Genomic DNA, 24,582 nt, shown 5'->3' with positions numbered 1-24,582 from the left:
ACCGACTTCCCCCTCTTCCTTGCGCGTCGCCCCACCGGCGCGGACTCGCCGCCCGGCCGCCCCATCGGCCCGGCGGCCCCGACCACCGCTGCCAGCCCTGCAAGGAGCACCGCCGTGCCCACGGCCGTACCACCGGGCGCCGAGTCGTCTCGCGCCGCCCTCTCGGATGACGCCACGTCACCGTCCGCCGTCAGCAACGAACTTGTCCCCGTCGTTCTCGTACCCGGGCCGCCCGCCGACACCTCCGGCACCGCGGTCATCGCGTCCGCGGGGTCCGTGGCCACCGGGTCGGCCGTCGAACCGGCCCACCGCGCCGGACCCGCGACCACCGGACCGGCCGACCGGCCCCGGACGCGGGCGGCCTTCCGCCCCGACATCGAAGGACTGCGCGGCGTCGCCGTGCTCTCCGTCCTCGCCTTCCACGCGACCGTGCCCGCCTTCACCGGCGGCTACGTCGGTGTCGACGTCTTCTTCGTCATCTCCGGCTTCCTGATCACCGGCCTGCTGCTCGCCCGCCCGATCGGCCTGTGGGACTTCGCGTCCCGCCGGGCCCGCCGCATCCTGCCCGCGGCGGCCGTCGTCCTGGTCGCCACCGCCCTCGCCGGGGGCGCGCTGCTCGACCCGCTGCGCGGCACCGACCTGGCCCGTGACCTGATCGCCTCCGCCGGACAGTTCGCCAACTGGCGGTTCGTCGGCCAGCAGACCGACTACCTCGCGGCCGAGCGCGACCCGAGCCCGCTCCAGCACTTCTGGTCGCTCGGGGTGGAGAACCAGTTCTACCTGCTCTGGGGCGTCCTGCTGCTCGGCCTCGCCCGCTACCTGGTCGGCCGCCGCCGTACCGCCGCGATCTCCGTCGCCACCCTCGCCATCGGCGGCGTCTCCCTGCTGCTCTGCATCCGGTGGACGGCCGGCTCCGCGCCGCTCGGCTACTTCTCCACCGCGAGCCGTCTCTGGGAGTTCGCCGCCGGCGCGTGCGCCGCGCTGGCCGCGCCGGCGCTCACCGCCCGCCTCGGGCGCGGCGGACCCGGTACGCGCCTCGGGGGCTGGGTGCTGCGCGTCCTCGGCTGGGCCGGCGCCGCGGCCGTCGTGATCGCGGTCTTCCGGTACGACCGCAACACGCCGTTCCCCGGCAGCGCGGCCCTGCTGCCCGTCCTCGGCACCGCCGCCGTCCTGCTGGCCGGCCCGGCCCACCGTGCGCTCGGCCCCACCGACGCCGGCCGGCTGCTCGCCACCCGGCCGCTGCGTGCCGCCGGCCGCCTCTCCTACGCCTGGTACCTCTGGCACTGGCCGGTCCTGATCATCGCCCAGGCCCGCTACGGCGCCCTCCCGTGGACCACCCTGGTCCTGCTCACGGCGGCGAGCGCCCTGCCGGCCTGGCTCACGATGCGCCTGGTCGAACAGCCGCTGCGGTACGGCAGCAGCCCGGCCCCGCGCCGCGGGCTCGCGGTCGGCGCCAGCGCCCTGATCATCCCGCTGATCGCCGGGCTCACCCTGGGCGGTGGGACCGTCCGGGCACTCGGCGACCCGAACGCGCCCGCCGTCGCACCGGCCGGCGCCGTGGACGGCCCGGGCCTGCTGGCCCCCGGGACCAGGGTCCTCGCCCTCACCCCCTCGCTGGCCCGCGCCCGGGAGGACTTCCCGCCGGGCAAGGGCTGCGAGATCCCGCTCGCCGCGGAGAACAGCCCGCGCTGCCTGTTCGGCACCGAGTCCAGCCCGGACCGGATCGTCCTGATCGGAGACTCGCACGCCGGACAGTGGATCTCCGCGGCCCTCGCCATGGCCGACCAGCGGCACTGGGCACTGGAGGTGCTGGTCAAGCCGGGCTGCCCGCTGGCCACGCTGACCGTGCGGAACAACGTCCTCGGCCGCACCTTCGAGGAGTGCGACCGCTGGCGCGAGAACACTCTCACCCGGCTGGCCGTCGGCCCCAAGCCGCGCCTCGTCCTGATGGCCGGCCTCAACCGGTACGGCGGCCAGGACGAGCGCACCGAGGGCTGGACCCGCACCCTCGACCGGCTGTCGGCCCTCGGCACACCGCTCGCCTACCTGGGTGACACGCCGATGCCGGGCAAGGACATCCCCACCTGCCTGGCCGCCTCCGACGGCCGTTCGGACGCCTGCTTCTTCCCGCGCGAGTCTGCCTTCGAGCGCGACCCGCTGATCGACGGCGGTCTGGCCGGGCGGTACGGCGTCAGCGTCCTCGACCTCGGTCCGCTGCTCTGCCCGGGCACCGGCCTCGACTGCCCGTCCGTGCTGGAGGGAGTGATCCTCTACCGCGACACCGGCCACATCACCGACACGCTGGCCCGCGTCCTCGCCCCGCGCCTGGACCAGGCGCTGCTGGCCGGCCGGAGTTGAACAGCCGCGGCTGACCGGCCGCCGCTGACCGGCCCCGTACGGTCCGGCCCCGTACGGACCGGCGGAGAACCGATCGGTGCGGGGCCGCCGGGCGGCGACGGGCGGCGGCCGAGCCGTTCCGCGGTGCAGCGCCTGCGCCCCGACGGCGCAGGCCCTGGCACGTGCCCCGACACAGCGGCCCTGAACGGGACCTGCACGGGGCCTTGCACACGGCTCCGACACAGGCCCCGCGGCCGGCCCCGGGAGAGCCGTCGGTCCCGCCGCGCCCGCCTCAGCCGTAGATGCCGTGGCAGAGCCGGGCCTGCTCCGAACCGGCCGGCCAGCGGCCGATCCGCTCGGCCTGGTCGCAGATCGACCCCGGTGCGGCGGCCGGCGCCGCACCCGCCGGAGGAGCGCCCGCGCCGGGGCCGGGCGCCGGGGCAGGCGCGGCCGCCGGCGTCTCCGCCGACGTGGCGCCCGCGCCCGGGGCTCCGGCGGAGCGGGTGGGTACCGGGCGCGGGGTCCGGCTCCCACCCGGCTTCGGACGGGTCGTCGCGGCACGCTCGCTCCCCGCCCCCGGAGCGGCCGGGGAGGCCGGGGAGGCGCCGTTCCCGGCGAGCCCGGGACCCTGGGCGGCCGTCGGCGGTCTGTTCTCGGCCGCGGTCGGGGCGGGCAGTGGCGAGGGCGCCGGGACCGGCAGCAGATCCGGCACCGGCGGGACCGAGGCGGAGGGCGAGGGCGTCGGCGACGCCGGGAACGCCACCACCCCGGACGACTCGTCACCTGACCCGGGCCCGCACATCGTCAGGACGGCCGCCAACCCGGCGGCGATCCCGGCGGCGCCCGCCACCCAGGCCCAGCGGGGCCGCCGGTCCGGTGTGACCCCGCCGGTCGCACCCGCCCCACCGGTCGCACCCGTTCCCCCCGGGGCCGTCGCGGGCGGTGGGGGCACGGCGGGTGGCGGGGCCGGCACCGGTGGAGGCTGCCACCTCTGCTCCGGCCACTGCCACTGCCCGCCACCCGCGGGACGTCCGCCGCCTGCCGGTTGTCCGCCCATGTCCTCGTCCTCCTGCCGTCGCAGCCTCGCCTGCCCGTCGACGAGCGGTGACCCCCGCCGGCGCCGGGCCGCACGGGACCGAGCCCGTACGGCGCCGACCACCCGCTCGCCGTACCCAACGAGTGCGCCGACGAGGGGACATGACCCGGACGAGGGTTGTCGCGGCGCGCGGGCTACTCCGGGGCGTACGCTGCCTGCCGTGCCCCGGGTGCGGTCACCCCAGGTCAGCCACATGCTGGGGGGCATGGAAACCATCAGTACGTCCGGTGCGACGAAGCCCCTGGTCGAGGTCGCCGACTTCCGCACCGACAGCCGCTACCGGCTGGTCCGCTTCGAGGGCCACGGCTGGGAACCCCTGGCCCCGGAGGAGTTCGAACCACGGATCCGTCAGCTCTTCCCGGACCTCGACCCCCACGACGCCGTCCGCGTCCGGTGGAGCGACCGCCCCTGGGAATGGCCCGCCTGGCACCCCGGTGAGGCCTGACCGGGGGAGTGGCCGCTGGCCTGTACAGTTGACGCCGCCCGTTGACCGCGGACTTCGGACGCTCCGCCGACGCGGTCCGCCGGTACGACGCCCCCCGGATCGAAGCCCGTTGACACGTCGTCCGCCGAGGGACCGCCGGTCGGCGGGTCGGCCCGCCGCACGCCCCCGGAGGCGCGGAGCGGGTCCGGGCGGGCGGGTTCACGGGAGGAGGCGGCGGGTGGGCGGACCGACGAGTACGGCCGGGTACGGCGAGGCGGCGGATCAACTCGCCCTCCAGTACGAGGCCGTGACCTTCACCGAAGTCCACCGTGAGGTCCTCCACCTCCTCCCGGCGTCACCCGGCACCGTCCTCGACGTCGGCGCCGGCACCGGACGGGACGCCGCCGCGCTGGCCGCGCTCGGGCACCGGGTGGTCGCCGCCGAACCGACGACGGAACTGCGCCGGATCGGACGACGGCTGCACGCCGGGAGCGGCGTGCACTGGGTCGACGACGCGCTGCCCGGACTCCCCCGGCTCGGTGCGGGGGAGGACCGGTTCGACGCGGTGCTGCTGACCGCCGTGTGGATGCATCTGTCGGCCGAGGAACGACCCCCGGCGATGGAGGCCCTCGCCGGACTGCTCGCCCCGGCCGGTCGCCTCTTCCTCACCCTGCGGCACGGCCCGGTCCCGCCGGGGAGGCGGATGTTCGACGTGTCCGCCGACGAAACGGTCGAACTCGCCCGCACCCGGGGCCTGGACCTGCTCCTGCGCACCGGACGCGCCGACCTGCACGGCCGGACGGACGTCCGGTGGACGGTACTCGCCTTCCGGAACGGTCCGGCCTGACCTCGCGCGGCGCGGTCCTGGCCGTGGCGAAGGGACGACGGCGGGACGGCGCGACGGCCCGGGGCCCGGACGCGGGTCCTCAGGCGGGCTGCCACAGTTCGACCCGGTTGCCCTCGGGATCGGTGACCCAGCCGAATCGACCGACACCCTCCATGTCCCGGGTCTCCTCGGCCACGTCCGCCCCTCCGGCGCGCAACTGCGCGAGCATCGCGTCCAGGTCGGGGACGCGGAAGTTGAGCATGGTCTGCTGGCCGCGGGACCCGAAGTAGTCGGTCCCGGACTCGAACGTCGCGAACACCGTCGGCCCGGTTTCCTGATGCCACAGGCCGTGCGCGTCGGCGTCCAGGCCCAGGTGGTCGCGGTACCAGGCGTTGAGGGCCGCCGGGTCCGCGGCCCGCAGGAAGTATCCGCCAATTCCCCGTACGTGTTCCATGCCGCCATCCTGCCAGGACGGCGACCGGCCGGACCGGCACCACACGTGTGGCGCGCACCCCGTACGCGTAGGCAGGTGTGCACGGTCGGGCGGGCGGTCCGGCCGACCGCCCGGCCGACCGGGCGACCGGGCGGGAGCGGGGCGGCGGCGGGTGCGGGCCGGCGGGGCCGGGCGGCGCTACGACCAGGCCGAGGCCGCCCTGGTGAGGTCCGAAGGGTCACCGCCGGTGTGCGGGGCCGCCGTCCGGGGCGTCGGCGCCCCGGGTGCGACGAGCCGGACGGGGACGGGGCAGGCGTCGATCAGCCCGCTCAACTCCGCCCGGCGGGAGCGCCGTCGGGCCTCGCGGAGGCGTCGGGCCGCGCGGCGGGCGGCGCCGGGACGGTGGAACACGGGTGCGGCGGCAGGAGTGGCGCCGCCGGACCGGTCGGTGCCGCCGGGGCGGTCGGGGCCGGTGGCGTCGGCGGTCACCACGAGCAGGCCGCCGACGCGGTCGGGGTGGGCGGCGGCGTAGCGCAACGCCGGTGCGGCGACGGCGGCGTGGGTCACCAGCACGGGGCGTGAGCGGACCGGGTCGAGCAGGGCCGCGAGCCAGTCGGCGTCGGGGGCGGCCGTGGGGGCGGAGCGGCCGAGCCCGGGGAGGTCGGCGGTGAGTGCGGGGGCGTCGAGCCGGCCGGTGGCGTCCGTCCAGGCGGCGGTGTCCGCGCCCGGCCCGGGGAGCAGGACGTAGCGCGGTGTCCGGCGGTCGCCGTCGAGGTAGGTGCGTCCGCCGGCGACGTCCGCGAACCCGCCCGCCGGGCCGCCGGGGCCGTGGCCGGTGGGTGCGGCCCCGAAGCCGTCGGCGACCAGGCGGTCGGCCCAGCGGCGCAACAGGTCGTCCACCGGGGGGTGGTGGAGTCCGGCAGCCCGGGCGAGCCGGTCGGCGGAGGCGGTGTCGTAGCCGTCCTCGACGAGGAAGGACAGGGTCTCCGGGTCGGCGCCGGTGAGGGCGCGGGGCAGTCGCCGTACCAGGCCGACCGGGACGAGCCCCCGGGGCGCCGGGACGTCCAGGTGCCGGGCGATCAGGGCGATCAGTTCGGGCAGCGGTGGGGTGGCGGGGTCGAGGACGGTGTGGGAGTGGGCCGGTCCGTCGTCGAACTCCGGGACGACGGCGAGGAATCGGGCCAGGTGGTCGATCGCGACCACCGGGAGGAGGGTCCGGGCCGTCCCGGGCAGCAGGGGGAGGCGGCCGGACCAGAGCTGGCGGACCAGGTCCGCCAGGCCCAGGTACTGCCCGGCCTCGCCGGTCTCCGAGTGTCCGATCACGCTGCTGGGGTTCACCGTGGTGAGCGGAACGCCGAGCTCGGCGGCCGTGACGCGGACGGCGGCGTCGCCGAGGTGCTTGGACGCCTCGTACGCCCCGAGCCGGGCGTAGAGGGTGTCGGTCTCGGCGGGCGGGAGGGGGTGGCGGGGCGCGCTGTCGCGGCCGACCCGGTACCCGGAGAGGTGGACCAGTCGCCGGAGCCGCGGCCGGCCCGCCGCCCAGTGGAGTGCGGTGAGTGCGCCCTCCACGTTGGCGGCGTGCGCCTCGGCACGGTCGAGGCCGAAGCGGTAGAGGGCGGCGAGGTTGTGGACGTCACGGACGGCGGCGAGCCGGGCGTCGTCGGCGGGCGACAGCCCGAGTCCGGGGCGGGTGAGGTCGGCGGTGACGGTGGTGAGGGCGCCGTCGTCGGCGCCGTGCGCGCGCAGCCAGGCACGGAGTTCGCGGTCACGCGGTGAGCCGGGGCCGGTGCGGACGCCGGCGGCCACCGGCTCTCCCCGGCCCAGGAGTTCGAGGAGCAGCCAGCGGCCGAGGAAGCCGGTGGCGCCCAGGACCAGGGTGTGCGGCGGTGGCCGGTCGGCCGGGGAGGCGTCCGGCTGCCGGGGCTGCGGGCGGGGCGTGGTGGTCATGGTGCTCTCCTCTTCGGTGGTCCGGTCCGGTCGACCTGATTCTGTAGACCGGTCTGCATATTTTTTGGCGCGGATGCGGCGCGAGTGCGAAGGTGCCGGAAGGCGGGAGCCCTGGACGGGGCTCGCGGTCAGGGGCCGGTCTGTGGTGGTGGAGGGCGAACCGCGCCCGGGGGTGTGTCCGGGTGCGCGGTGGGGATCTGCCGCCGGGGACGGGCGGGCGCCGAGGCCGGCGCCCACGCGTACTCAGCCGGTCCGCTGCGAGGCCGGGCTTTCGCGGGTGGCCTGCGCGGCCTTCACGTCGAGCAGGTGGCGGACGGCGTGCGTCGCGGCGGTCAGCGGTTCGGGGGAGCGGCGGACGCGGGCCAGCAGGACCGCGCCCTCCAGCAGGGCGAGCGCCTGGCCTGCGGCGACGTCCGCCTCGGCGGGGCCGAACCCCTCGGCGGTCAGACGCTCGGTCAGGACGCGCTGCCAGCTCGCGTACACCTCGACGCAGACCTCGCGGAGCGCCTCGTTGCTGCCGGCGATCTCCAGTCCGACGGTGGCGATCGGGCAGCCCTTGGTGTACTCGGACCGGGCGAGACGGTCGGCGAAGGCCCGCGCCAGCCCGGCGACGACGGTCGCCGCGTCGGAGCCCTCGCGGGCGAGCGAGGCGAGCAGCTCCTCGACCTCCTGGCCGGCCTGGATCAGGGCGGCGGTCACCAGCTGGTCCTTGCCCTCCGGGAAGTGGAAGTAGAGCGATCCGCGCGGTGCGCCGCTCTCCGTCACGATCTGGTTGAGGCCGGTGCCGAAGTAGCCCTGTGCCTCGATCAGGCCGCGCGTGCCGGCGATCAGCCGGGCGCGGGTCTCCTCGCCTTTGACTCCCATGCGGAAACAATAGACCGGTCTGCATATTTTGTCGACGGGGCCATCCGGCGGTGCCGGTTGCGGCGGCCCCGGCCCGGTCGAGGACGGGGGAGGGCGGCGGGGCGAACGGATGGCACACCGACAAGAATCCGCGGGCACTTCTGGTGAAGATCACCATCACGGGCCGGGCCGGGCTCGCCCAGGATGTGAGCAGGGCCCGACCGGAGCGAGCCCCGGGGGAACGGACGGCCCCGCCCGGTCACCGCCCCGGAGGGCACGTTCGGCGTCGTCGTCCCGACGACGCCGGCCACCGGCCAGCCGGAAACCGTCGCCGACGTCCGCCGTGCGCGCAGGTGTTCCTGCCGCGGCGACCGCGTCCCGCACCCGAAGGACCCCACGAGTGACCCTCCGCACGATCAAGCCCGGCAACCGCGGGTACCTCTACGTCAACAGCCACCCGACCGGCTGCAGGACGGTGGTCGACCACCTGTGGCAGCAGATTCCGGAGCCTGCCGACGACCGTCCCGGGCCGGTCGCCCTCGTCATCGGCTCCAGCGCCGGGTACGGGCTGGCCGCGACCCTGGTCGGCCTGCGCGCCCACCGGATGCGCGGACTCGGCATCGCCTTCGAGGCCCCCGCGACCGAGCGCCGTACCGCCGGCGCGGGCTGGTACCGCACCGCCCGGACGGCCGAACTCGCGGCCGAGGCCGGCGCCGACTTCACCTTCCTCAACGGCGACGCGTTCTCCGACGGGGTCAAGGAGGAGGCCGCCGACCGGATCGCCGCCCGCTTCGGCAAGGTCGACCTGCTCATCTACAGCGTCGCGGCCCCGCGTCGCACCGACCCGGTGACCGGCGAGGTCCACCACTCCGTCATCAAGCCGCTCGGCAGCGACTACCGGGCCAAGACGCTCGTGTTCGAGGACGGCACCCCGCGGATCGGCGAGCTGCACCTCCAGATCGCCGACGAGGCCGAGCGCGACGCGACCGTGCAGGTCATGGGCGGCGCCGACTGGCAGCTGTGGGTCGACGCCCTGCAGTCCAGGGGCCTGCTGGCCGACGGCTTCCGGACCGTCGCGCTCTCGTACGTCGGGTCGGACATCACGGCCCCCGTCTACCGGGCCGGGACCATCGGCGCCGCCAAGCAGCACCTGGAGGACACCGCCCGAACCCTCAACACCCGTCTCGACGGCGCGGGTCACGCCTACACCGTCGTCGCCGGCGCGGCCGTCACCCAGGCCTCCACCGCGATCCCGAGCATCGCGCTCTACACCAGCATCCTCCACCGCGTCACCGGTGACGGCTGGCAGACCACCGTCGACCAGGCCGCGGAGCTGTGGAACCGCCTCTCCGGCGACGCCGAACCCGACCTGGACGACCAGGACCGCATCCGGCTGGACGACTGGGAGATGAACCCCCGGGTCCAGACCGCCGTCCGCGCCATGTGGGACCGGATCGACGCCGAGACCATGGACACCCGTGCGGACACCGGCTGGTTCCGTGAGCAGGTCGGCCGGCTCTACGGCTGGGACGTTCCCGGCGTCGACTACGAGGCCGAGGCCGAGACCGCCGTCCCGTGGCCCGCCTCCCCGTCGTCCGGCGTCTGACGCCCGGCGTCTGACGTCCGGCCGCCGCTCGCTCGGCGCCCGGGCACGGGCGCTAGCGGGAGGCCGCCGGGTTCAGACGGCGGAAGGGGTCCGGGGTGCGGCGGCCGGCGGGCGGGAGGTAGACGAAGAGGTGGTGGCCGCTCGCGGGGAGGGCGAGGGCGGTGTAGTCGAGCACGCCGGTGTCCAGTGCGGGGTGGCGCAGCGCGAGGCGGCCCTGGCGGGGCGGGGCGGCCCGGTGGCGGGCCCACAGGGCGGCGAACTGCGGACTGCGGGCGGAGAGCCGGGTGACCAGGGCCGTCAGCTCGCGGTCGTCCGGGCGGTCCGCGTGCTGGGCGCGCAGCCCGGCGACCAGGTCCGCGCCGATGGAGCCGGTGGGGGCGTGGTTGGCCCGCTGGGCGGCGCCGTGCGGGCAGCAGAACACCTGCCAGAGCAGGTTGCGTTCGAGGGCGGGCCGGGAGGCCGGATCGGCCATCAGCGCGGCGGCGCAGGGATTCCAGGCGAGCAGGTCGAACCGGGGCCCGGTGACGAAGGCGGGCGAGCGGTCGAGGGAGGCGAGCAGGCTCCGGGCGGTCGCGTCGACGGTCGCCGGGCCGTTCACGGCGGCGGTCGCCGGCGCGGACCGTCGGTGGGCCAGCCGGTGCAGGTGGTCCCGTTCGGGTTCGGTGAGCAGCAGGGCCGCGGCGATGCCGTCCAGCACCGGGCCGGTCGGCAGCCGCTGGCGGCCCTGCTCCAGCCTGGCGTAGTAGTCCGTCGAGATGCCCGCCCGGACGGCGACCTCCTCCCGGCGCAGGCCCGGCGTGCGGCGGCGCGGTCCGACCGGCAGCCCGGCGTCGGAGGGATCCAGGCCCTGGCGGCGGGCCCGCAGGAACGCGCTGAACGGAGTGTCGGGCATGGCCCCACGCTGCCACAGCCCGGCAGCCGTATCCAGGACCCGGTAGACCCGGGCTCCCGGGCCCAGGACGATCCGGCCGCTGCCGCCGCCCGTCCCGTCGAGGGATGCTCCCGGCATGGGACTTCTCGACCGGAAGGTCACGATCATCACCGGCGCGGGCCGGGGCATCGGCGCGGCAGCCGCCGAACTGTTCGCGGCGGAGGGCGCGTTGCTCGTCCTGGCCGCCCGCACCGGCCCCGAGGTCGAGGCGCTGGCGGCCCGGCTGCGGGCGCGCGGCGCCGACGCGGTGGCCGTCGCCGCGGACATCTCCACGGCCGAAGGGGCCGAGCGGACGGTACAGGTCGCGCTGGACTCCTTCGGCCGGCTCGACGCCGCCTTCGACAACGCGGGCTCGGGCCCGATGCCCGCCCCGCTCGCCGAGCGGACCGAGGAGGACTGGGACGCCGTCCACGCCGTCAACCTCCGCGGCACGTGGCTCTGCCTGCGGGCCCAGCTCCGGGCGATGCTCGCGGGCGGGCGGGGCGGCTCGATCGTGCTGTGCAGCGGGGTCGGCGGCCTGGTGGGCGGGTTCGGGGACGGCACCCAGCAGGCGGCCAAGCACGGGCTCGCCGGTCTGGTGAAGGCGGCCACCACCGACTACGCCCGGCACGGCGTCCGGACCAACGCGATCGCGCCCGGGGTGGTCCGGACGCCGTCCGCCGAGCCGCTGTTCACCGCCGGGCCGGCCTTCGGCGAGGCCGTCGCCCGCTTCACCCCGCTCGGCCGCCCGGCGAGCGCCACCGAGGTCGCCCAGGCCGCGGCCTGGCTGCTCAGCGACCGGTCCTCGTACGTGACCGGGGTGACGCTCCCCGTCGACGGCGGCATCACGGCGACCCGGTCCTTCGTCTGAGGCGTGCGGACGGTGCCCGACGGCGCGTCGCCGCGCTCGCCCCCGCCGTCCGGGAGCACGCCGCGGACCCGCTACCGCCGGGGCGGGACCGAGGACTCGGCGAGGACAACGCGCCGGTCCGGTCGGCGGGTTCGGTGAGGTACGGCCGTGCGGCGTGGAGTTTCGCAATGGTCACGAACGGTTCCCGGGGAAGTGGCTTCCGGTTCGGGGAGCGTCCCCTAGCGTGCCGGGCATGACACAGAGTCACCACGTCAGCTCCGGCAGCCCGTCCGCCACGTCACCCGCCGTCCGTCCCGGCAACCGCCCCGGCGGCCGCCCGGGCAACCGCCCCGGCACCTCGGCCGACGACCGGCGCGACCTCCGGTCGAGCGCGGGCCGGCACACCGCCGTGCTCGCCGCCCTCGTCGCGTCCGCGCTGGGCCTGGGCACCGTCGCACTGAGCGCCCCGAACGCCGCCTCCGCCGAGCCTCCCGCCGCCACCTCCGGCTCCGCCGCGTCCGGCCCCGGGTCCCCCGACGACCCCGCCGGGTCCCCCGGCCTCGCCGCTGCCGCCGCGGCCTCCGCCCCCGGTGACGTCGTGGTGACCGAGAGCTTCTCCGGCACCTCCCTCCCCGCCGGCTGGACCGCCGTGGAGGGCGACTGGAAGGTGGCGAACGGCCGGCTGGTCGGTACCTCCGCCAACTCCGGCCAGCAGAGCCGGATCACCTTCGGCCGCCACCTCGACGACTTCCGCATCGAGGCGACCGCCCGCTTCGAGTCCGTCGTGGACAACGCCCGCTGGGCGGCGCTCGGCCTGGACGTCCCGGCGAGCGGTGCCACGCCGTGGTCGATCGCCACCGTGCGGACCGGCACCACCGCCGCCAACGGCCTGGAGTTCGCCCGGCGGACCACCGCCAACAGCTGGCTCGTCACCGACACCGCCGCCGCCCCGGTCGCCGCCGGCACCGGCCGCGACGTGCGGATCGCCGTCGAGGTGCACGGCACCACCGCCCGCTGGATCTTCGACGGCCGGGAGGCCGCCCGCACCACCCAGGTCGCCCGCAGCGCCGACGGCGGCCAGGCGCTCGTCGTCAACGGCGCGAAGGTGTCGTTCGACGACCTCAGGGTGACCGCGCTCGCCCCGGGCGGCCTGCTCCGGCCGGCGGGCTCCCCGCTCACCGTCTTCGCCCACCGCGGCGCCTCCGCCGCGGCACCGGAGAACACCCTGGTCTCGGACGAGGTCGCCCGGCGCGGTGGCGCCGAGTGGATCGAGAACGACGTCCAGCCCAGCAAGGACGGCGTGCCGTACATCCTGCACGACGACACGGTGGACCGCACCACCGACGGCCAGGGCCGGATCCGCGACCTGACCTCCGCCCAACTGGACGCGCTGGACGCCGGGTCCCGGTTCGGCCCGGCCTACGCGGGTGCCCGGGTGCCCACGCTCGCGGCGCAGTTGGAGGATCTGCGCACCCGTGGCGGCAACCTGCTGCTGGAGATCAAGGGCCGGCACAGCCGCGACGAGGTCGCCCGGATCGTCAAGGAGGTGCGCGACCACGGGATGGCGGGCCGCGTCTTCGTCCAGAGCTTCGAGGTGGACGCCCTGCGGCACACCCGCGAGCTGGCACCGGAGCTGCCGCTCGGCCTGCTGCGCAGCACCCTCGACGCCGACCCGGTGGCGATCTCCAGGGAGCTCGGCCTGGCCGCCTACAACCCCTCGGACGGCGCCGTCTCCGCCCGGCTCGGCGTGGTGAAGGACCTGCACGCGGCCGGCGTCGCGGTCAACGTCTGGACGGTCGACGCGGCCGCCCGGTGGAAGGCGCTGGAGGCCGCCGGCGTCGACGGCATCATCACCAACCGTCCGGCGGAGCTCGCCGGCTGGAACTCCGCCTGGCAGCAGGCCGGCGCCGTCGCGCCGCCCGCCGCACCCACCGTGGCGATCACCTCCCCGGCGGCCGGGGCCACCCTGGACCGTGCCCAGCAGCCGGTCACCGCGGTGCAGGCGCGCGGCGCCGACTCCGTTCGGCTGACCCTGGACGGTGCCGAGCTCACACCGGGCACCGCGCTCGACACCGCGGCGCTCGCGCTCGGTCGGCACACCCTGCGGGCGGAGGCGACCGGCCCCGGCGGGCGGGCCGAGACGACGGCCGAGTTCACCGTCGCGGCCACGCCGACCGGTCTGGCCTCGCTGGTCCTCACCTCGGGGGCGGACCGCAACGCCGTCGCCACCCTGACCGTGATGCTCGGCCAGGGCCAGTACGGGCCGCTCGCCCGGTGGGCCGAGAACCAGTCCGGCCGGACCGTCCCCGCCGACCGGGCCCGGCTGATCGCCGCCGACGCCCTCGCCCTCGGCGGTACGCCCCCCGCCAACGGCTGACCGCACCCCGGCGCACCCCGGCCGAACCGACCGCGTCGGTCGCACGACCGGCACCGGCGCACGACCGGCACCGGCGCACCGACCGCCGGACCCCGTGCCCGCTCGCCCGGCACGGGGTCCGGCGTCCGCCGGGGGCTCCGTCGATCCGCGGGGCGTCGCCCTGTGCCTAGGATTGATCGCCTGGCCGGTCGGCCGCTCACCCACGTGCCCGAAGGTGGATCGTTCATGGCAATCCCGCAGCAGCAGGCGGGCCCTCCCGGAGTGGACGACGGGGTCTTCGGCGACCCCGTGGTGATCGAGCGGTCCGGCCGCCCGGAGGACGGTGAGTGCCGCCATCTCCTGGTGTGGCGGGCCGGACCCGGCTGGCGGATGCTCAGCAGCGCCGTGCTGGGCGGCGGCCTGGGCGAGCGGGAGTGGCTGGTCAACGCCCAGGTCCGGGCCGGGTACGGCAGGACGGACCCGGACCGGCACCTGGCCGAGCTGGCGGAGGACCTGGGGCTGCGGGGTCCGGGCGTCGGGCTGATGACCGCCGCCCGGGTGGACGCCTTCACCTGGGCCCGCGACCACGGCGTCACCGCGGTGGTGACGACCGGAGTCGGTGTGCCGACCTGGGCGTCGGCGCCCGCCGACGGCGCTGCCCCCGGCGACGCGCTCGTTCCCGGCACGATCAACATCGTGGTCGCCGTTCCGGTGGCCCTCTCGGACGCGGCCGCCGTCAACCTCGTGGCCACCGTGACGGAGGCCAAGGTCCAGGCGCTGCTCGAAGCCGGGTACGACTGCTCGGGGACGCCGTCGGACGCGGTCTGCGTGGCGGTGCGGCGGACCGGTCCCGGCCGGGAGGCGGAGCCGTTCGGCGGCCCCCGGTCCCGCTGGGGATCCCGCGCCGCCCGCGCCGTCCACGCGGCCGTCGTGCTGGGCGCCGAGCGCGACCGGGCCGGCCGCGTCCGGGGACCCGTGCCCGGTCACCTGCGGTCCACGCCCGGGTGCGGTCGGACCTTCGTGCTCTCCGACGAGTAGCGGCACGGCCGGGGCGCGGGGTTCCGGGACGGCGGGCCGGCACCCGCACCGGCCGGTCCTGTCCTGTCCCGTCCGGCCCTCCGCCGCCCGTCCGGGGCCCTGGCGGCGTCTCAGGATGTGGACCTCCTGGTGTCCTTGTGTTCTCCCGGTACCGGATTCGCCCTAAGCTGGGCGGGCAGCTGGTTCGCCCTGCCCACCAGGCAGGCGCGTCGTAAGAGGGAACCCGGTGGGAATCCGGGACTGCCCCGCAGCGGTGAGTGGGAACGACCGCCGTCATACGCACTGGGCCCGGTCGGGTCTGGGAAGCGACGGCCAGTAGGTGTCCGCCCTTTCGGGCGGGCGTGTCCACGAGTCCGAAGACCTGCCCGTTGCCCGCACGCGACCCGTTCGCGCGCGGACATCCCGGTGACCTCGTGGGCGGGTCGGCGTACATACCAGGCGGATCCGGCGCTTCTCGTGCGCACGCGGTCCCGCCCGGTTCGTCACCCCTTCGCGCCTCCGTCCCGTCACCGGGGCCACAGACAGGCTCGCGAAGGAGAGTCCCTTGACAGCGAAGTCCGCAGCCGCGGCAACCCTGGCCACCGTGTACGGATACCCCCGCCAGGGCGGTGGCCGTGAGCTCAAGAAGGCGATCGAGGGGTACTGGAAGGGCGCCGTGAGCGCCGACGCCCTGCTGGCCACCGCCGCCGACCTGCGTCTGGAGAACTGGAGCAGGCTCGCCGGGGCGGGCGTCCAGGAGGTGCCCACCGGCGACTTCTCGCTCTACGACCACGTACTGGACACCACGGTCGCCGTCGGCGCGATCCCGCCGCGTCACCGGGCGGCGGTCGAGGCCGACCCGCTGGACGGCTACTTCGCCATGGCGCGCGGCACCCAGGACGTCGCGCCGCTGGAGATGACCAAGTGGTTCGACACCAACTACCACTACCTGGTGCCCGAACTCGGCCCCGACACCGTCTTCACCGCGAACTCCGCCAAGGCGGTCGCGGAGTTGCGCGAGGCCCTGGACCTCGGCCACAGCGCCCGTCCGGTGCTGGTCGGCCCGGTCACGTACCTGCTCCTCGCCAAGCCCGCCCCGGGCGTCCCCGAGGACTTCCAGCCGCTCACCCTGCTCGACCGGCTGCTGCCCGTCTACGCCGCCCTCCTCGCCGACCTGCACGAGGCCGGCGCCGCCTGGGTCCAGTTGGACGAGCCGGCGCTCGTCCAGGACCGCACCCCCGCGGAACTGAACGCCACCGCGCGCGCCTACCGCGACCTCGGTGCCCTCGCCGACCGGCCCAAGCTGCTGGTCGCGAGCTACTTCGACCGCCTGGGCGCCGCGCTGCCCGTGCTGGCCAGGGCCCCGATCGACGGCCTCGCCCTGGACTTCACCGGCCCGGCCGCCGCCAACCTGGGCGACCTGGCCGCCGCGGGCGGTCTGCCGGGCAAGCGGCTGGTCGCCGGTGTGGTGGACGGCCGCAACATCTGGATCAACGACCTGGAGAAGTCGCTCTCCACCCTGGCCACCCTGCTCGGGCTGGCCGGCACCGTCGACGTGGCCCCGTCGTGCTCGCTGCTGCACGTCCCGCTGGACGCCGCCGCCGAGCGCGACCTCGACCCGCAGATCGCCCGGTGGCTCGCCTTCGCGCGGCAGAAGGCCAACGAGGTCGCCCTGCTCGCCCGCGGCCTGCGCGAGGGCACCGGCGCGATCACCGCCGAACTCGCCGCCAACCGCGCCGACCTGGCGTCCCGCGCCAACTCCCCGATCACCCGTGACCCCGCCGTGCGGGCCCGCACCGCGGCCGTCACCGAGGCGGACGCCCGCCGGGCCCAGGCCTACCCGGAGCGCGCCGAGGCCCAGCGCACCCGCCTCGGCCTGCCGCTGCTGCCGACCACCACGATCGGTTCGTTCCCGCAGACCTCCGAACTGCGGGTGGCCCGGGCCGACCTCACCGCCGGGCGGATCGACCCGGCCGCGTACCGGGAGCGCATCCGGACCGAGGTGCGGGAGGTGATCGCCTTCCAGGAGAAGGCCGGCCTGGACGTCCTGGTGCACGGCGAGCCCGAGCGCAACGACATGGTCCAGTACTTCGCCGAGCAGCTCACCGGCTACCTCGCCACCCGGCACGGCTGGGTGCAGTCCTACGGCACCCGGTACGTCCGCCCGCCGGTGCTGGCCGGTGACATCTCGCGCCCGCACCCGATGACCGTCGACTGGTTCCGCTACGCGCAGGACCTGACGGACCGTCCGGTGAAGGGCATGCTCACCGGGCCGGTCACCATGCTCGCCTGGTCCTTCGTCCGGGACGACCAGCCGCTCGCCGACACGGCCTTCCAGGTCGCCCTCGCCCTGCGCGACGAGGTCACCGACCTGGAGGCCGCCGGCGCGGTCGTCGTGCAGGTCGACGAACCGGCGCTGCGCGAGACGCTCCCGCTGCGCTCCGCCGACCGCCCGGCCTACCTGGACTGGGCCACGGTCGCCTTCCGCCTCGCGACCTCGGGCGTGCGGGTCGACACCCAGATCCACACCCACATGTGCTACGCCGAGTTCGGCGCGATCATGACGGCCATCGACGAGCTGGACGCCGACGTGATCTCGCTGGAGGCGGCCCGTTCGCACATGGAGGTCGCCGGTGAGCTGGCCGCGGCCGGCTACCCGCGCGAGGTCGGACCGGGCGTGTGGGACATCCACTCCCCGCGTGTGCCGAGCGCCGACGAGGCGGTGGAACTGCTGCGTGCCGGGCTCGCGGCGATTCCGGCCGAGCGGCTCTGGGTCAACCCCGACTGCGGACTGAAGACCCGCGGTTGGACCGAGACCCGGGCCTCGCTGGAGAGCCTGGTCACCGCCGCCCGCCGCCTGCGGGACGACCTGGCCGGCTGAGCCGGGCGGGGAGGCCCGGGGCGGGCGCGGCACTCCGGCCGCGCCCGCCCCGGCGGTGTCCCTCAGCCGGATTCGGGCAGGCCGAGGTTCTGGTAGATCTCCGTCGTGACCGTGGAGAAGTTCATGGTCATGAAATGCAGGCCGGGGGCGCCCTCGGCCAGGAGGCGGCGGCACATTTCGGTGGCGTACTCGATTCCGACGGCGCGCACCGCGGCGGGATCGTGCCGCTCGCCGAGCATCCGCTCGGCGAGGTGCGCCGGAATGGCCGCAGTGCTGAGGGTGGGAATGCGTTCGAGTGACCGGATCGTGGTCACCGGCATGATCTCCGGAATGATCGGAACGGAACATCCGGCCTTCAGGAGGCGGTCCCGGAATCTCAGGTACTTCTCCACGTCGAAGAACATCTGGGTGATCGCGTAGTCGGCGCCGGCTCGGCATTTCTCGATGAAGAAACGGATCTCGGAATCCCAGTCCGGGGAGCGGGGGTGCATTTCCGGGAAGGCCGCGACACCCACGCAGAAGTCGCCGGACTCCTTGATCAGCCGCACCAGGTCGGCGGCGTACGCCACGCCTGCGGGGTGGCGGACCCAGGGGCCGAGCGGGTCGCCGGGCGGATCGCCCCGCAGGGCCAGGATGTTGCGGACCCCCTGGTCGGCGTAGTGCCCGAGGATGTTCCGCAGCTCCGCGACGCTGTGGCCGACGGCCGTCAGGTGGGCCGTCGGCGTCAGGGTGGTCTCCTGCGCGATGCGCCCGGTGACGTTCACCGTGCGCTCCCGGGTGGACCCGCCGGCGCCGTACGTCACCGACACGAAGGTGGGTGCCAGAGCCTCCAGCCTGCGGATCGCGTTCCACAGGCCGGCCTCCGCCGCGGCGCTGCGCGGCGGCATGAACTCGAAGGAAAAGGAACGCCGACCGGTGGCCAGGAGTTCGCGGACGGATGCCGCGTGATCGGTTCGTCTGGAAGGGATTCCGAGTGTCATGGGAGGAGGCTATCCAGCGCGGTGGGATCGCACACGCGTCCGTCCATCCTGTGATACGAGATTTCTCACGCATACGTCCGGCGGGCCTGTTCCGGTGTTTTCCGCCGACGGTTCCCCGCGGATTCCCGGCCCGTCGGGAAAAAGTCCGGCGCGGCCTCGCAGAAGGGCACCATAGGCGCATGGAGAGACGTTCGTGCGGGCTTCCGGGAATACCCGAATGGGACCGGTGTGCGGTGATGGGAATCGTGAACGTGACACCGGACTCGTTCTCGGACGGGGGGCGCTGGTCGGACCCGGGCCGGGCACGTCCCGCCGGGCGGAAGGACCGCCCTGCACGGCAGCTACCGCGAGGCCGTCACGAGGGTTGCGGAGCTCGGCGACTCCGGCGCCGGTCCGGTGCTGCGACCGGCCCAACCGCACGACGAGGCGCGGGACTTCTTCCACGTGGACCACAACCACGTCGCCGCGCCGGAGGAGGTCGCGGAACGGACGGCGGCGGCGAGGGATGCCCTGGACTTACTAGGACGTCCAACTATATGGTCGTGGACAAGGCCCGCAGTGCAGGGAAGCCGGTGTGAATCCGGCACGGTCCCGCCACTGTGACCGGGGAGTGCGTCGCCGCAGTACCAGCCACTGGCAGCCAGCCGGGAAGGCCGGGCGACGCGCGCTGATCCGGAAGTCAGGATACCGACTGCGGGTGTTCCGTGTTGTCCACGAGGATGGAGCAAACACGCATGGCACCGGTCCGCGCCCTTCCCGACCCTGGTGATCCTGCGGCGGCTGCGGCACACCCGTCTCCCTGACGGCTCGCCGCGCCCGGCGACGGCCCGACGCGCGCGCTCACCCGAGCGCGGCGCGGGCGTCCGTCGTGCGCCCTTCCCTCGGATCTTCCCGACACCCTGACGAGAGCAGGTCTGTGATGGTCCGTGAACTCACCCACTTCATCGGCGGCAAGCACGTCCCCGGGACCTCCGGGGACTTCGGCGACGTCTACGACCCGAACACCGGCACGGTCCAGGCCCGGGTCCCGCTCGCGGGCCGCGCCGAGACCGAGGCGGCGATCGCCGACGCCGAGCGCGCCCAGTCCGAGTGGGCCGCCTGGAACCCCCAGCGCCGCGCCCGCGTGCTGCTGCGCTTCCTCCAGCTCGTCGAGGCCGAACGCGAGCCGCTGGCCCGCCTGCTCTCGGCCGAGCACGGCAAGACCGTCGCCGACGCCCACGGCGACCTCCAGCGCGGGCTGGAGGTGGTGGAGTTCGCGGCGGGCATCCCGCACCTGCTGAAGGGCGAGTTCACCGACAGCGCCGGCACCGGCATCGACGTGTACTCGATGCGCCAGCCGCTCGGCGTGGTCGCCGGCATCACCCCGTTCAACTTCCCGGCGATGATCCCGCTGTGGAAGGCGGCGCCCGCCCTGGCCTGCGGCAACGCCTTCATCCTCAAGCCCTCCGAGCGGGACCCGTCGGTGCCGCTGCGGCTGGCCGAGCTGTTCCTGGAGGCGGGCCTGCCGCCGGGCGTCCTGAACGTCGTCAACGGGGGCAAGGAGGCCGTGGACACGCTGCTGGAGGACCCCCGGGTCCAGGCGCTCGGGTTCGTGGGTTCCACCCCGATCGCCCAGTACGTGTACGCGACGGCCGCCGCCCACGGGAAGCGCGCCCAGTGCTTCGGCGGCGCCAAGAACCACATGATCGTGATGCCGGACGCCGACCTCGACCAGGCCGCGGACGCCCTGATCGGCGCGGGCTACGGCTCCGCCGGCGAGCGCTGCATGGCCGTCTCGGTCGCCGTGCCGGTGGGCGAGGAGACCGCGGACGCCCTCGTCGCCAAGCTCACCGAGCGGATCGCCGCACTCAGGGTCGGCGCCTCCGACGACCCCGAGGCCGACTTCGGGCCGCTCGTCGGCCGCGACGCGCTGGACCGGGTCCGCGGCTTCCTCGACCTCGGTGTCCGGGAGGGCGCCGAACTGGTCGTCGACGGCCGCGACCTGACCGTGCCGGGGTACGAGGGTGGCTACTTCCTGGGCGCCACGCTCTTCGACCGCGTCACCCCCGCGATGCGGATCTACCGCGAGGAGATCTTCGGCCCGGTCCTGTGCGTGGTCCGCGCGGCGGACTACGCCGAGGCGCTGCGCCTGCCGAGCGAGCACGAGTTCGGCAACGGGGTGTCGATCTTCACCCGGGACGGCGACACCGCCCGCGACTTCACCCGCCGCGTCAACACGGGCATGATCGGCGTCAACGTGCCGATCCCGGTGCCGGTCGCGTACCACACCTTCGGCGGCTGGAAGCGGTCCGGCTTCGGTGACCTCAACCAGCACGGCCCGGACTCGATCCGCTTCTACACCCGCACCAAGACCGTGACCTCGCGCTGGCCCTCCGGGGTCAAGGAGGGCGCGAGCTTCACCATCCCGACGATGGGCTGAGGCGCGCCGTGCACACGCATCTGACCGACGACCAGCTCGCGATCGTCGAGGCCACCGGCGACTTCGCCCGCGAGCACCTCGCCCCGCACGCCGTGGCGTGGGACCAGGCCAAGCACTTCCCCGTCGACGTGCTGCGCAAGGCCGCGGGCCTCGGCCTCGGCGGCGTGTACGTGCGGGAGGAGTCGGGCGGCTCCGGGCTGGGCCGCCAGGACGGCGTGCTGGTCTTCGAGGCGCTGGCGACCGGCTGCCCGTCGATCGCCGGGTACCTGTCCATCCACAACATGGTCGCGTGGATGATCGACCGCTACGGCAGCCCGGGCCAGCGTGCCCGACTGCTGCCGGGACTCTGCTCGACGGAGGCCCTGGCCAGCTACTGCCTCACCGAGCCGGGCGCGGGCTCGGACGCCGCCGCGCTGACCACCCGGGCCCGGCGCGACGGCGACCACTACGTCCTCGACGGCGTCAAGCAGTTCGTCTCCGGCGCCGGAACCTCGCAGGTCTACGTCGTGATGGCCCGCACCGGCGGGCCGGGCGCCAGCGGGATCTCCGCGTTCCTCGTCGAACGGGACGACCCCGGCGTCTCGTTCGGTCCGAACGAGCGGAAGATGGGCTGGAACGCCCAGCCGACCCGGCAGGTGCTCCTGGACGGCGTCCGGCTGCCCGCCGACCGGCTCCTCGGGGCCGAGGGCGAGGGCTTCCGGATCGCCATGAACGGGCTGAACGGGGGCCGGATCGGCATCGCGGCGTGCTCGCTCGGCGGCGCGCAGGACGCGTTGGAGCGGGCCACCCGCTACCTCTCGGACCGGGAGGCGTTCGGCGCCCGGCTGCTGCACGCCCCGGCCCTGCAGTTCCGGCTGGCCGACATGGCGACGGAGCTGGAGGCGGCCAGGTCGCTGCTCTGGCGGGCCGCCGCGGCGCTGGACCGGGGGGACCCCCGGGCGCCGGAGCTCTGCGCGATGGCCAAGCGGTACGCCACCGACACCGGCTTCGAGGTCGCCAACGCCGCACTCCAACTGCACGGCGGCTACGGCTACCTCGCCGAGTACGGCATCGAGAAGATCGTCCGCGACCTGCGGGTGCACCAGATCCTGGAAGGGACCAACGAGATCATGCGCGTCATCGTCGCCCGCGGACTGACGGGAGCCGCCTGATGGCCGGCAACGCCGCAGCGGGCAACACCGCAGCCGGGCACGCCGCGGCCGGCAGCACCACAGCCGGCAGCACCGCGTCCGGGCGCACCGTCGACGAGGTCCTCGTCCAGCGGGAGGGCAGGTCCGGCCTGATCGTCCTCAACCGGCCCGCCGCGCTGAACGCCCTCACCCACGCCATGGTGCGGCGGATCGACGCCGCACTGGACACGTGGGAGCGCGACGACCGGGTCGAGACCGTCGTCGTCACCGGCGCCGGCGACCGCGCCTTCTGCGCCGGGGGCGACATCGTCGCCATCCACCGCGCCGCCACCGGCGGTGATCCGGCGGCCGTCGAGGAGTTCTGGCGCGACGAGTACCGGCTCAACGCCAGGATCGCCCGCTACCCGAAGCCGTACGTCGCCGTCATGAGCGGCATCGTGATGGGCGGCGGAGTCGGCGTGTCCGCCCACGGCAGCGTCCGGATCGTCACCGGGACGACCCGGGTCGCGATGCCGGAGGCCGGCATCGGCTTCGTGCCGGACGTCGGCGGCACCTACCTGCTCTCGCTGGCCCCCGGCGAGCTGGGCACCCACCTCGCCCTCACCGCGGGCTCGGCCGGCGCCGGCGACGCCCTGCTCTGCGGCCTGGCCGACCACTTCGTCCCCACCGAGCGGCTGCCCGCGCTCCTCGACGACCTCGCCGAACTGCCCGTGCACGAGGCGCTCGTCCGGCACGTCGCACCCGCACCGCCCGCCCCGCTGGAGCGGCAGCGCGAGTGGATCGACAGCTGCTACGCGGCGGGCACCGTCGAGGAGATCCTCGGCCGGCTCCGCGACAGCGGGGAGCCCGAGGCCGGGAAGGCCGCCGAGCGGATCACCGCCAACTCGCCCACCGCGGTGAAGGCGACGCTCGCCGCGCTGCGCCGCGCCCGGTCCCTCGGCCCGCTGGAGGCCGTCCTCGACCAGGAGTACCGCACCTCCTGCGCCGCCCTCGACACACCCGACCTCGCCGAGGGCATCCGTGCCCAGGTGATCGACAAGGACCGCACGCCGCGCTGGAGCCCGGCCACGCTGGACGCCGTCGCCCCCGCCGCCGTGGCACGCTACTTCGCCCAGCTCGGCGAGCGGGAACTCGGCCTCGCCACCACGAAACCCCTGGAGCGCTGGTGACCCACGACATCGGATTCGTCGGACTCGGCAACATGGGCGGCCCGATGGCCGCCAACCTGGCCAGGGCCGGGCACCGGGTCGTCGGCTACGACCTCGTGCCGGAGGCCCTGCGGCAGGCGGAGGCGGCCGGCGTCCGGCCGGCGGAGTCCGCGGCCGACGCCGCCGGCGGTGCGGACGTGGTGATCACCATGCTGCCGGCCGGTCGCCACGTCCTGGCCGCCTACGAGGAGTTGCTGCCCGCCGCCCGTCCGGGCACGCTCTTCGTCGACAGCTCCACCATCGACGTCGCGGACGCCCGGGCCGCGCACGACCTCGCCGTGCGGGCCGGCGGCCGGGCGGTCGACGCGCCGGTGTCCGGAGGAGTGCCGGGCGCGACCGCCGGGACCCTCACCTTCATGGTGGGAGCGGCGGAGGCGGACTTCGGCGCGGTCCGGCCGGTGCTGGACGCGATGGGCGGCAAGGTCGTGCACTGCGGGCCGTCGGGCGCCGGGCAGGCCGCGAAGATCTGCAACAACATGATCCTCGGCATCTCGATGATCGCCGTCAGCGAGGCCTTCGTCCTCGGCGAGAGTCTCGGCCTGAGCCACCAGGCACTGTTCGACGTCGCCTCCACCGCCTCCGGGCAGTGCTGGGCGCTGACCGCCAACTGCCCCGTCCCCGGGCCGGTGCCGGCCAGTCCGGCGAACCGCGACTACCGCGCGGGGTTCGCGGCGGCCTTGATGGCCAAGGACCTCGGGCTGGCCGCCGGCGCGGCCCGGGCCGCCGGTCTGCCCACCGAACTCGGCCTGAAGGCAGCCGAGTTGTATGCGAAATTCGCCGCCGACGAGGGTGCCGGACTGGACTTCTCGGCGATCATCACCACCCTGGGGGGGAGTGCGCAGTGACCGCGTACGAGACGATTCTGGTGGAGCGCAAGGGCCGGGTCGGGCTGATCACGCTCGACCGGCCGAAGGCGCTCAACGCGCTCAACACGCAGCTCATGAACGAGGTCGTCGCCGCGGCGAGGGACTTCGACCGGGACCCGGGGATCGGCTGCCTGGTGATCACCGGCTCCGAGAAGGCGTTCGCGGCCGGCGCCGACATCAAGGAGATGCAGTCCCTCGACTTCGTCGAGGCCTACCTCGGCGACTGGTTCGCGGCCTGGGACGACCTGGGCAGGATCCGCAAGCCGATCGTCGCGGCGGTCGCGGGCTACGCGCTGGGCGGGGGCTGCGAGTTGGCGATGCTCTGCGACATCCTGCTCGCGGCGGACACCGCGAAGTTCGGCCAGCCGGAGATCAAGCTGGGGGTGATCCCCGGGATCGGCGGTTCGCAGCGGCTCACCCGGGCGGTCGGCAAGGCGAAGGCGATGGAGCTGT

19 protein-coding genes, 1 pseudogene and 2 riboswitches are annotated in these 24,582 nt (G+C 75.2%); of the genes and pseudogenes, 14 read left to right on the top strand and 6 right to left on the bottom strand.

Annotated elements, in window-relative coordinates; translation table 11 throughout:
- Positions 1–114: 114 nt before the first annotated feature.
- Entirely contained in the window at positions 115–2,358 is a 2,244-nt protein-coding gene (locus PUR56_RS05155; RefSeq protein WP_329948020.1) for an acyltransferase family protein, read from the top strand.
- Between the two features lie 271 nt (positions 2,359–2,629).
- On the opposite strand, the gene PUR56_RS05150 is transcribed toward PUR56_RS05155, so the two are convergent.
- Positions 2,630–3,187: a hypothetical protein gene (locus tag PUR56_RS05150; protein ID WP_329948019.1), complete on the bottom strand. Its 558-nt coding sequence runs from the start codon at positions 3,185–3,187 to the stop codon at positions 2,630–2,632.
- A 451-nt stretch (positions 3,188–3,638) separates the two neighbouring features.
- Between PUR56_RS05150 and PUR56_RS05145 the strand changes: the two genes are divergently transcribed.
- Positions 3,639–3,878 (top strand): hypothetical protein, encoded by a 240-nt coding sequence (locus PUR56_RS05145; protein WP_329948018.1) that lies wholly within the window; start codon positions 3,639–3,641, stop codon positions 3,876–3,878.
- A gap of 217 nt (positions 3,879–4,095) precedes the next feature.
- Positions 4,096–4,704 carry a class I SAM-dependent methyltransferase gene (locus PUR56_RS05140; RefSeq protein ID WP_329948017.1) on the top strand — a complete coding sequence of 203 codons (609 nt, stop codon included), beginning with the start codon at positions 4,096–4,098 and terminating at the stop codon, positions 4,702–4,704.
- 79 nt (positions 4,705–4,783) lie between these two features.
- Here PUR56_RS05140 and PUR56_RS05135 read toward each other — a convergent pair whose 3' ends face one another.
- From PUR56_RS05135 to PUR56_RS05125, 3 genes are all read right to left on the bottom strand, one after another.
- A complete protein-coding gene (locus PUR56_RS05135) occupies positions 4,784–5,137 on the bottom strand; it encodes a VOC family protein (protein WP_329948016.1) in 354 nt (117 codons plus the stop codon).
- Between the two features lie 177 nt (positions 5,138–5,314).
- Complete coding sequence (locus tag PUR56_RS05130) at positions 5,315–7,063, bottom strand: SDR family oxidoreductase (RefSeq protein ID WP_329948015.1); 1,749 nt, start codon at positions 7,061–7,063, stop codon at positions 5,315–5,317.
- A gap of 243 nt (positions 7,064–7,306) precedes the next feature.
- On the bottom strand, positions 7,307–7,927 hold the full coding sequence (locus PUR56_RS05125) for a TetR/AcrR family transcriptional regulator (RefSeq protein ID WP_329948014.1): 621 nt from the start codon (positions 7,925–7,927) through the stop codon (positions 7,307–7,309).
- 379 nt (positions 7,928–8,306) lie between these two features.
- On the opposite strand from PUR56_RS05125, the gene fabV reads away from it, so the two are divergent.
- A complete protein-coding gene (gene fabV / locus PUR56_RS05120; RefSeq protein ID WP_329948013.1) occupies positions 8,307–9,512 on the top strand; it encodes an enoyl-[acyl-carrier-protein] reductase FabV in 1,206 nt (401 codons plus the stop codon).
- A 52-nt stretch (positions 9,513–9,564) separates the two neighbouring features.
- Here fabV and PUR56_RS05115 read toward each other — a convergent pair whose 3' ends face one another.
- Positions 9,565–10,521 (bottom strand): helix-turn-helix transcriptional regulator, encoded by a 957-nt coding sequence (locus PUR56_RS05115; protein ID WP_329948012.1) that lies wholly within the window; start codon positions 10,519–10,521, stop codon positions 9,565–9,567.
- Between PUR56_RS05115 and PUR56_RS05110 the strand changes: the two genes are divergently transcribed.
- The 4 genes from PUR56_RS05110 (at position 10,520) to metE (ending at position 17,526) form a co-directional block, all read left to right on the top strand.
- The gene (locus tag PUR56_RS05110) at positions 10,520–11,293 is read left to right on the top strand and encodes an SDR family NAD(P)-dependent oxidoreductase (RefSeq protein WP_329879224.1); all 774 of its coding nucleotides are present in this window, start codon (positions 10,520–10,522) and stop codon (positions 11,291–11,293) included. The genes PUR56_RS05115 and PUR56_RS05110 overlap by 2 nt on opposite strands.
- Positions 11,294–11,525: 232 nt before the next feature.
- Complete coding sequence (locus PUR56_RS05105; RefSeq protein ID WP_329948011.1) at positions 11,526–13,649, top strand: glycerophosphodiester phosphodiesterase; 2,124 nt, start codon at positions 11,526–11,528, stop codon at positions 13,647–13,649.
- Between the two features lie 225 nt (positions 13,650–13,874).
- Positions 13,875–14,666 (top strand): adenosylcobinamide amidohydrolase, encoded by a 792-nt coding sequence (locus PUR56_RS05100; RefSeq protein WP_329879222.1) that lies wholly within the window; start codon positions 13,875–13,877, stop codon positions 14,664–14,666.
- 163 nt (positions 14,667–14,829) lie between these two features.
- Positions 14,830–15,049, top strand: a riboswitch (cobalamin riboswitch).
- Positions 15,050–15,210: 161 nt separating this feature from the next.
- A complete protein-coding gene (metE, locus tag PUR56_RS05095; protein WP_329948010.1) occupies positions 15,211–17,526 on the top strand; it encodes a 5-methyltetrahydropteroyltriglutamate--homocysteine S-methyltransferase in 2,316 nt (771 codons plus the stop codon).
- A gap of 62 nt (positions 17,527–17,588) precedes the next feature.
- Here metE and metF read toward each other — a convergent pair whose 3' ends face one another.
- Entirely contained in the window at positions 17,589–18,506 is a 918-nt protein-coding gene (gene metF, locus PUR56_RS05090; RefSeq protein ID WP_329948009.1) for a methylenetetrahydrofolate reductase [NAD(P)H], read from the bottom strand.
- Positions 18,507–18,685: 179 nt separating this feature from the next.
- On the opposite strand from metF, the pseudogene PUR56_RS05085 reads away from it, so the two are divergent.
- The 6 genes and pseudogenes from PUR56_RS05085 to PUR56_RS05060 all read left to right on the top strand — a co-directional run.
- Positions 18,686–18,799 (top strand): annotated as a pseudogene (locus PUR56_RS05085) (dihydropteroate synthase); the annotation flags it as partial.
- Positions 18,800–19,045: 246 nt separating this feature from the next.
- Positions 19,046–19,216: riboswitch (cobalamin riboswitch) on the top strand.
- Between the two features lie 209 nt (positions 19,217–19,425).
- Entirely contained in the window at positions 19,426–20,925 is a 1,500-nt protein-coding gene (locus PUR56_RS05080; RefSeq protein WP_329948008.1) for a CoA-acylating methylmalonate-semialdehyde dehydrogenase, read from the top strand.
- 8 nt (positions 20,926–20,933) lie between these two features.
- The gene (locus tag PUR56_RS05075; protein WP_329948007.1) at positions 20,934–22,076 is read left to right on the top strand and encodes an acyl-CoA dehydrogenase family protein; all 1,143 of its coding nucleotides are present in this window, start codon (positions 20,934–20,936) and stop codon (positions 22,074–22,076) included.
- Positions 22,076–23,224 (top strand): enoyl-CoA hydratase/isomerase family protein, encoded by a 1,149-nt coding sequence (locus PUR56_RS05070; protein ID WP_329948006.1) that lies wholly within the window; start codon positions 22,076–22,078, stop codon positions 23,222–23,224. The genes PUR56_RS05075 and PUR56_RS05070 overlap by 1 nt, the downstream gene beginning before the upstream one ends.
- Positions 23,221–24,108 carry a 3-hydroxyisobutyrate dehydrogenase gene (gene mmsB, locus PUR56_RS05065; protein ID WP_329948005.1) on the top strand — a complete coding sequence of 296 codons (888 nt, stop codon included), beginning with the start codon at positions 23,221–23,223 and terminating at the stop codon, positions 24,106–24,108. The genes PUR56_RS05070 and mmsB overlap by 4 nt, the downstream gene beginning before the upstream one ends.
- Positions 24,105–24,582 (top strand): enoyl-CoA hydratase-related protein (locus tag PUR56_RS05060; protein ID WP_329948004.1); only part of this gene is annotated, 478 nt, incomplete at its 3' end. The genes mmsB and PUR56_RS05060, both read left to right, overlap by 4 nt.

This window comes from Streptomyces sp. BE303, assembly GCF_036290945.1.
Classification (GTDB): domain Bacteria; phylum Actinomycetota; class Actinomycetes; order Streptomycetales; family Streptomycetaceae; genus Kitasatospora.
The sequence above is the reverse complement of the archived record's forward strand: the minus strand, read 5'-3'. Positions and strand labels throughout refer to the sequence as shown.

What these genes read in the sequence shown, in the direction of transcription:
- PUR56_RS05145 (WP_329948018.1), top strand. Translation starts at nt 3,639, where the DNA reads ATGGAAACCATCAGTACGTCCGGTGCGACGAAGCCCCTGGTCGAGGTC.
- PUR56_RS05135 (WP_329948016.1), bottom strand. Translation starts at nt 5,137, where the DNA reads ATGGAACACGTACGGGGAATTGGCGGATACTTCCTGCGGGCCGCGGAC.
- PUR56_RS05130 (WP_329948015.1), bottom strand. Translation starts at nt 7,063, where the DNA reads ATGACCACCACGCCCCGCCCGCAGCCCCGGCAGCCGGACGCCTCCCCG.
- PUR56_RS05125 (WP_329948014.1), bottom strand. Translation starts at nt 7,927, where the DNA reads ATGGGAGTCAAAGGCGAGGAGACCCGCGCCCGGCTGATCGCCGGCACG.
- PUR56_RS05110 (WP_329879224.1), top strand. Translation starts at nt 10,520, where the DNA reads ATGGGACTTCTCGACCGGAAGGTCACGATCATCACCGGCGCGGGCCGG.
- PUR56_RS05115 (WP_329948012.1), bottom strand. Translation starts at nt 10,521, where the DNA reads ATGCCGGGAGCATCCCTCGACGGGACGGGCGGCGGCAGCGGCCGGATC.
- PUR56_RS05105 (WP_329948011.1), top strand. Translation starts at nt 11,526, where the DNA reads ATGACACAGAGTCACCACGTCAGCTCCGGCAGCCCGTCCGCCACGTCA.
- PUR56_RS05100 (WP_329879222.1), top strand. Translation starts at nt 13,875, where the DNA reads ATGGCAATCCCGCAGCAGCAGGCGGGCCCTCCCGGAGTGGACGACGGG.
- metF (WP_329948009.1), bottom strand. Translation starts at nt 18,506, where the DNA reads ATGACACTCGGAATCCCTTCCAGACGAACCGATCACGCGGCATCCGTC.
- PUR56_RS05080 (WP_329948008.1), top strand. Translation starts at nt 19,426, where the DNA reads ATGGTCCGTGAACTCACCCACTTCATCGGCGGCAAGCACGTCCCCGGG.
- PUR56_RS05070 (WP_329948006.1), top strand. Translation starts at nt 22,076, where the DNA reads ATGGCCGGCAACGCCGCAGCGGGCAACACCGCAGCCGGGCACGCCGCG.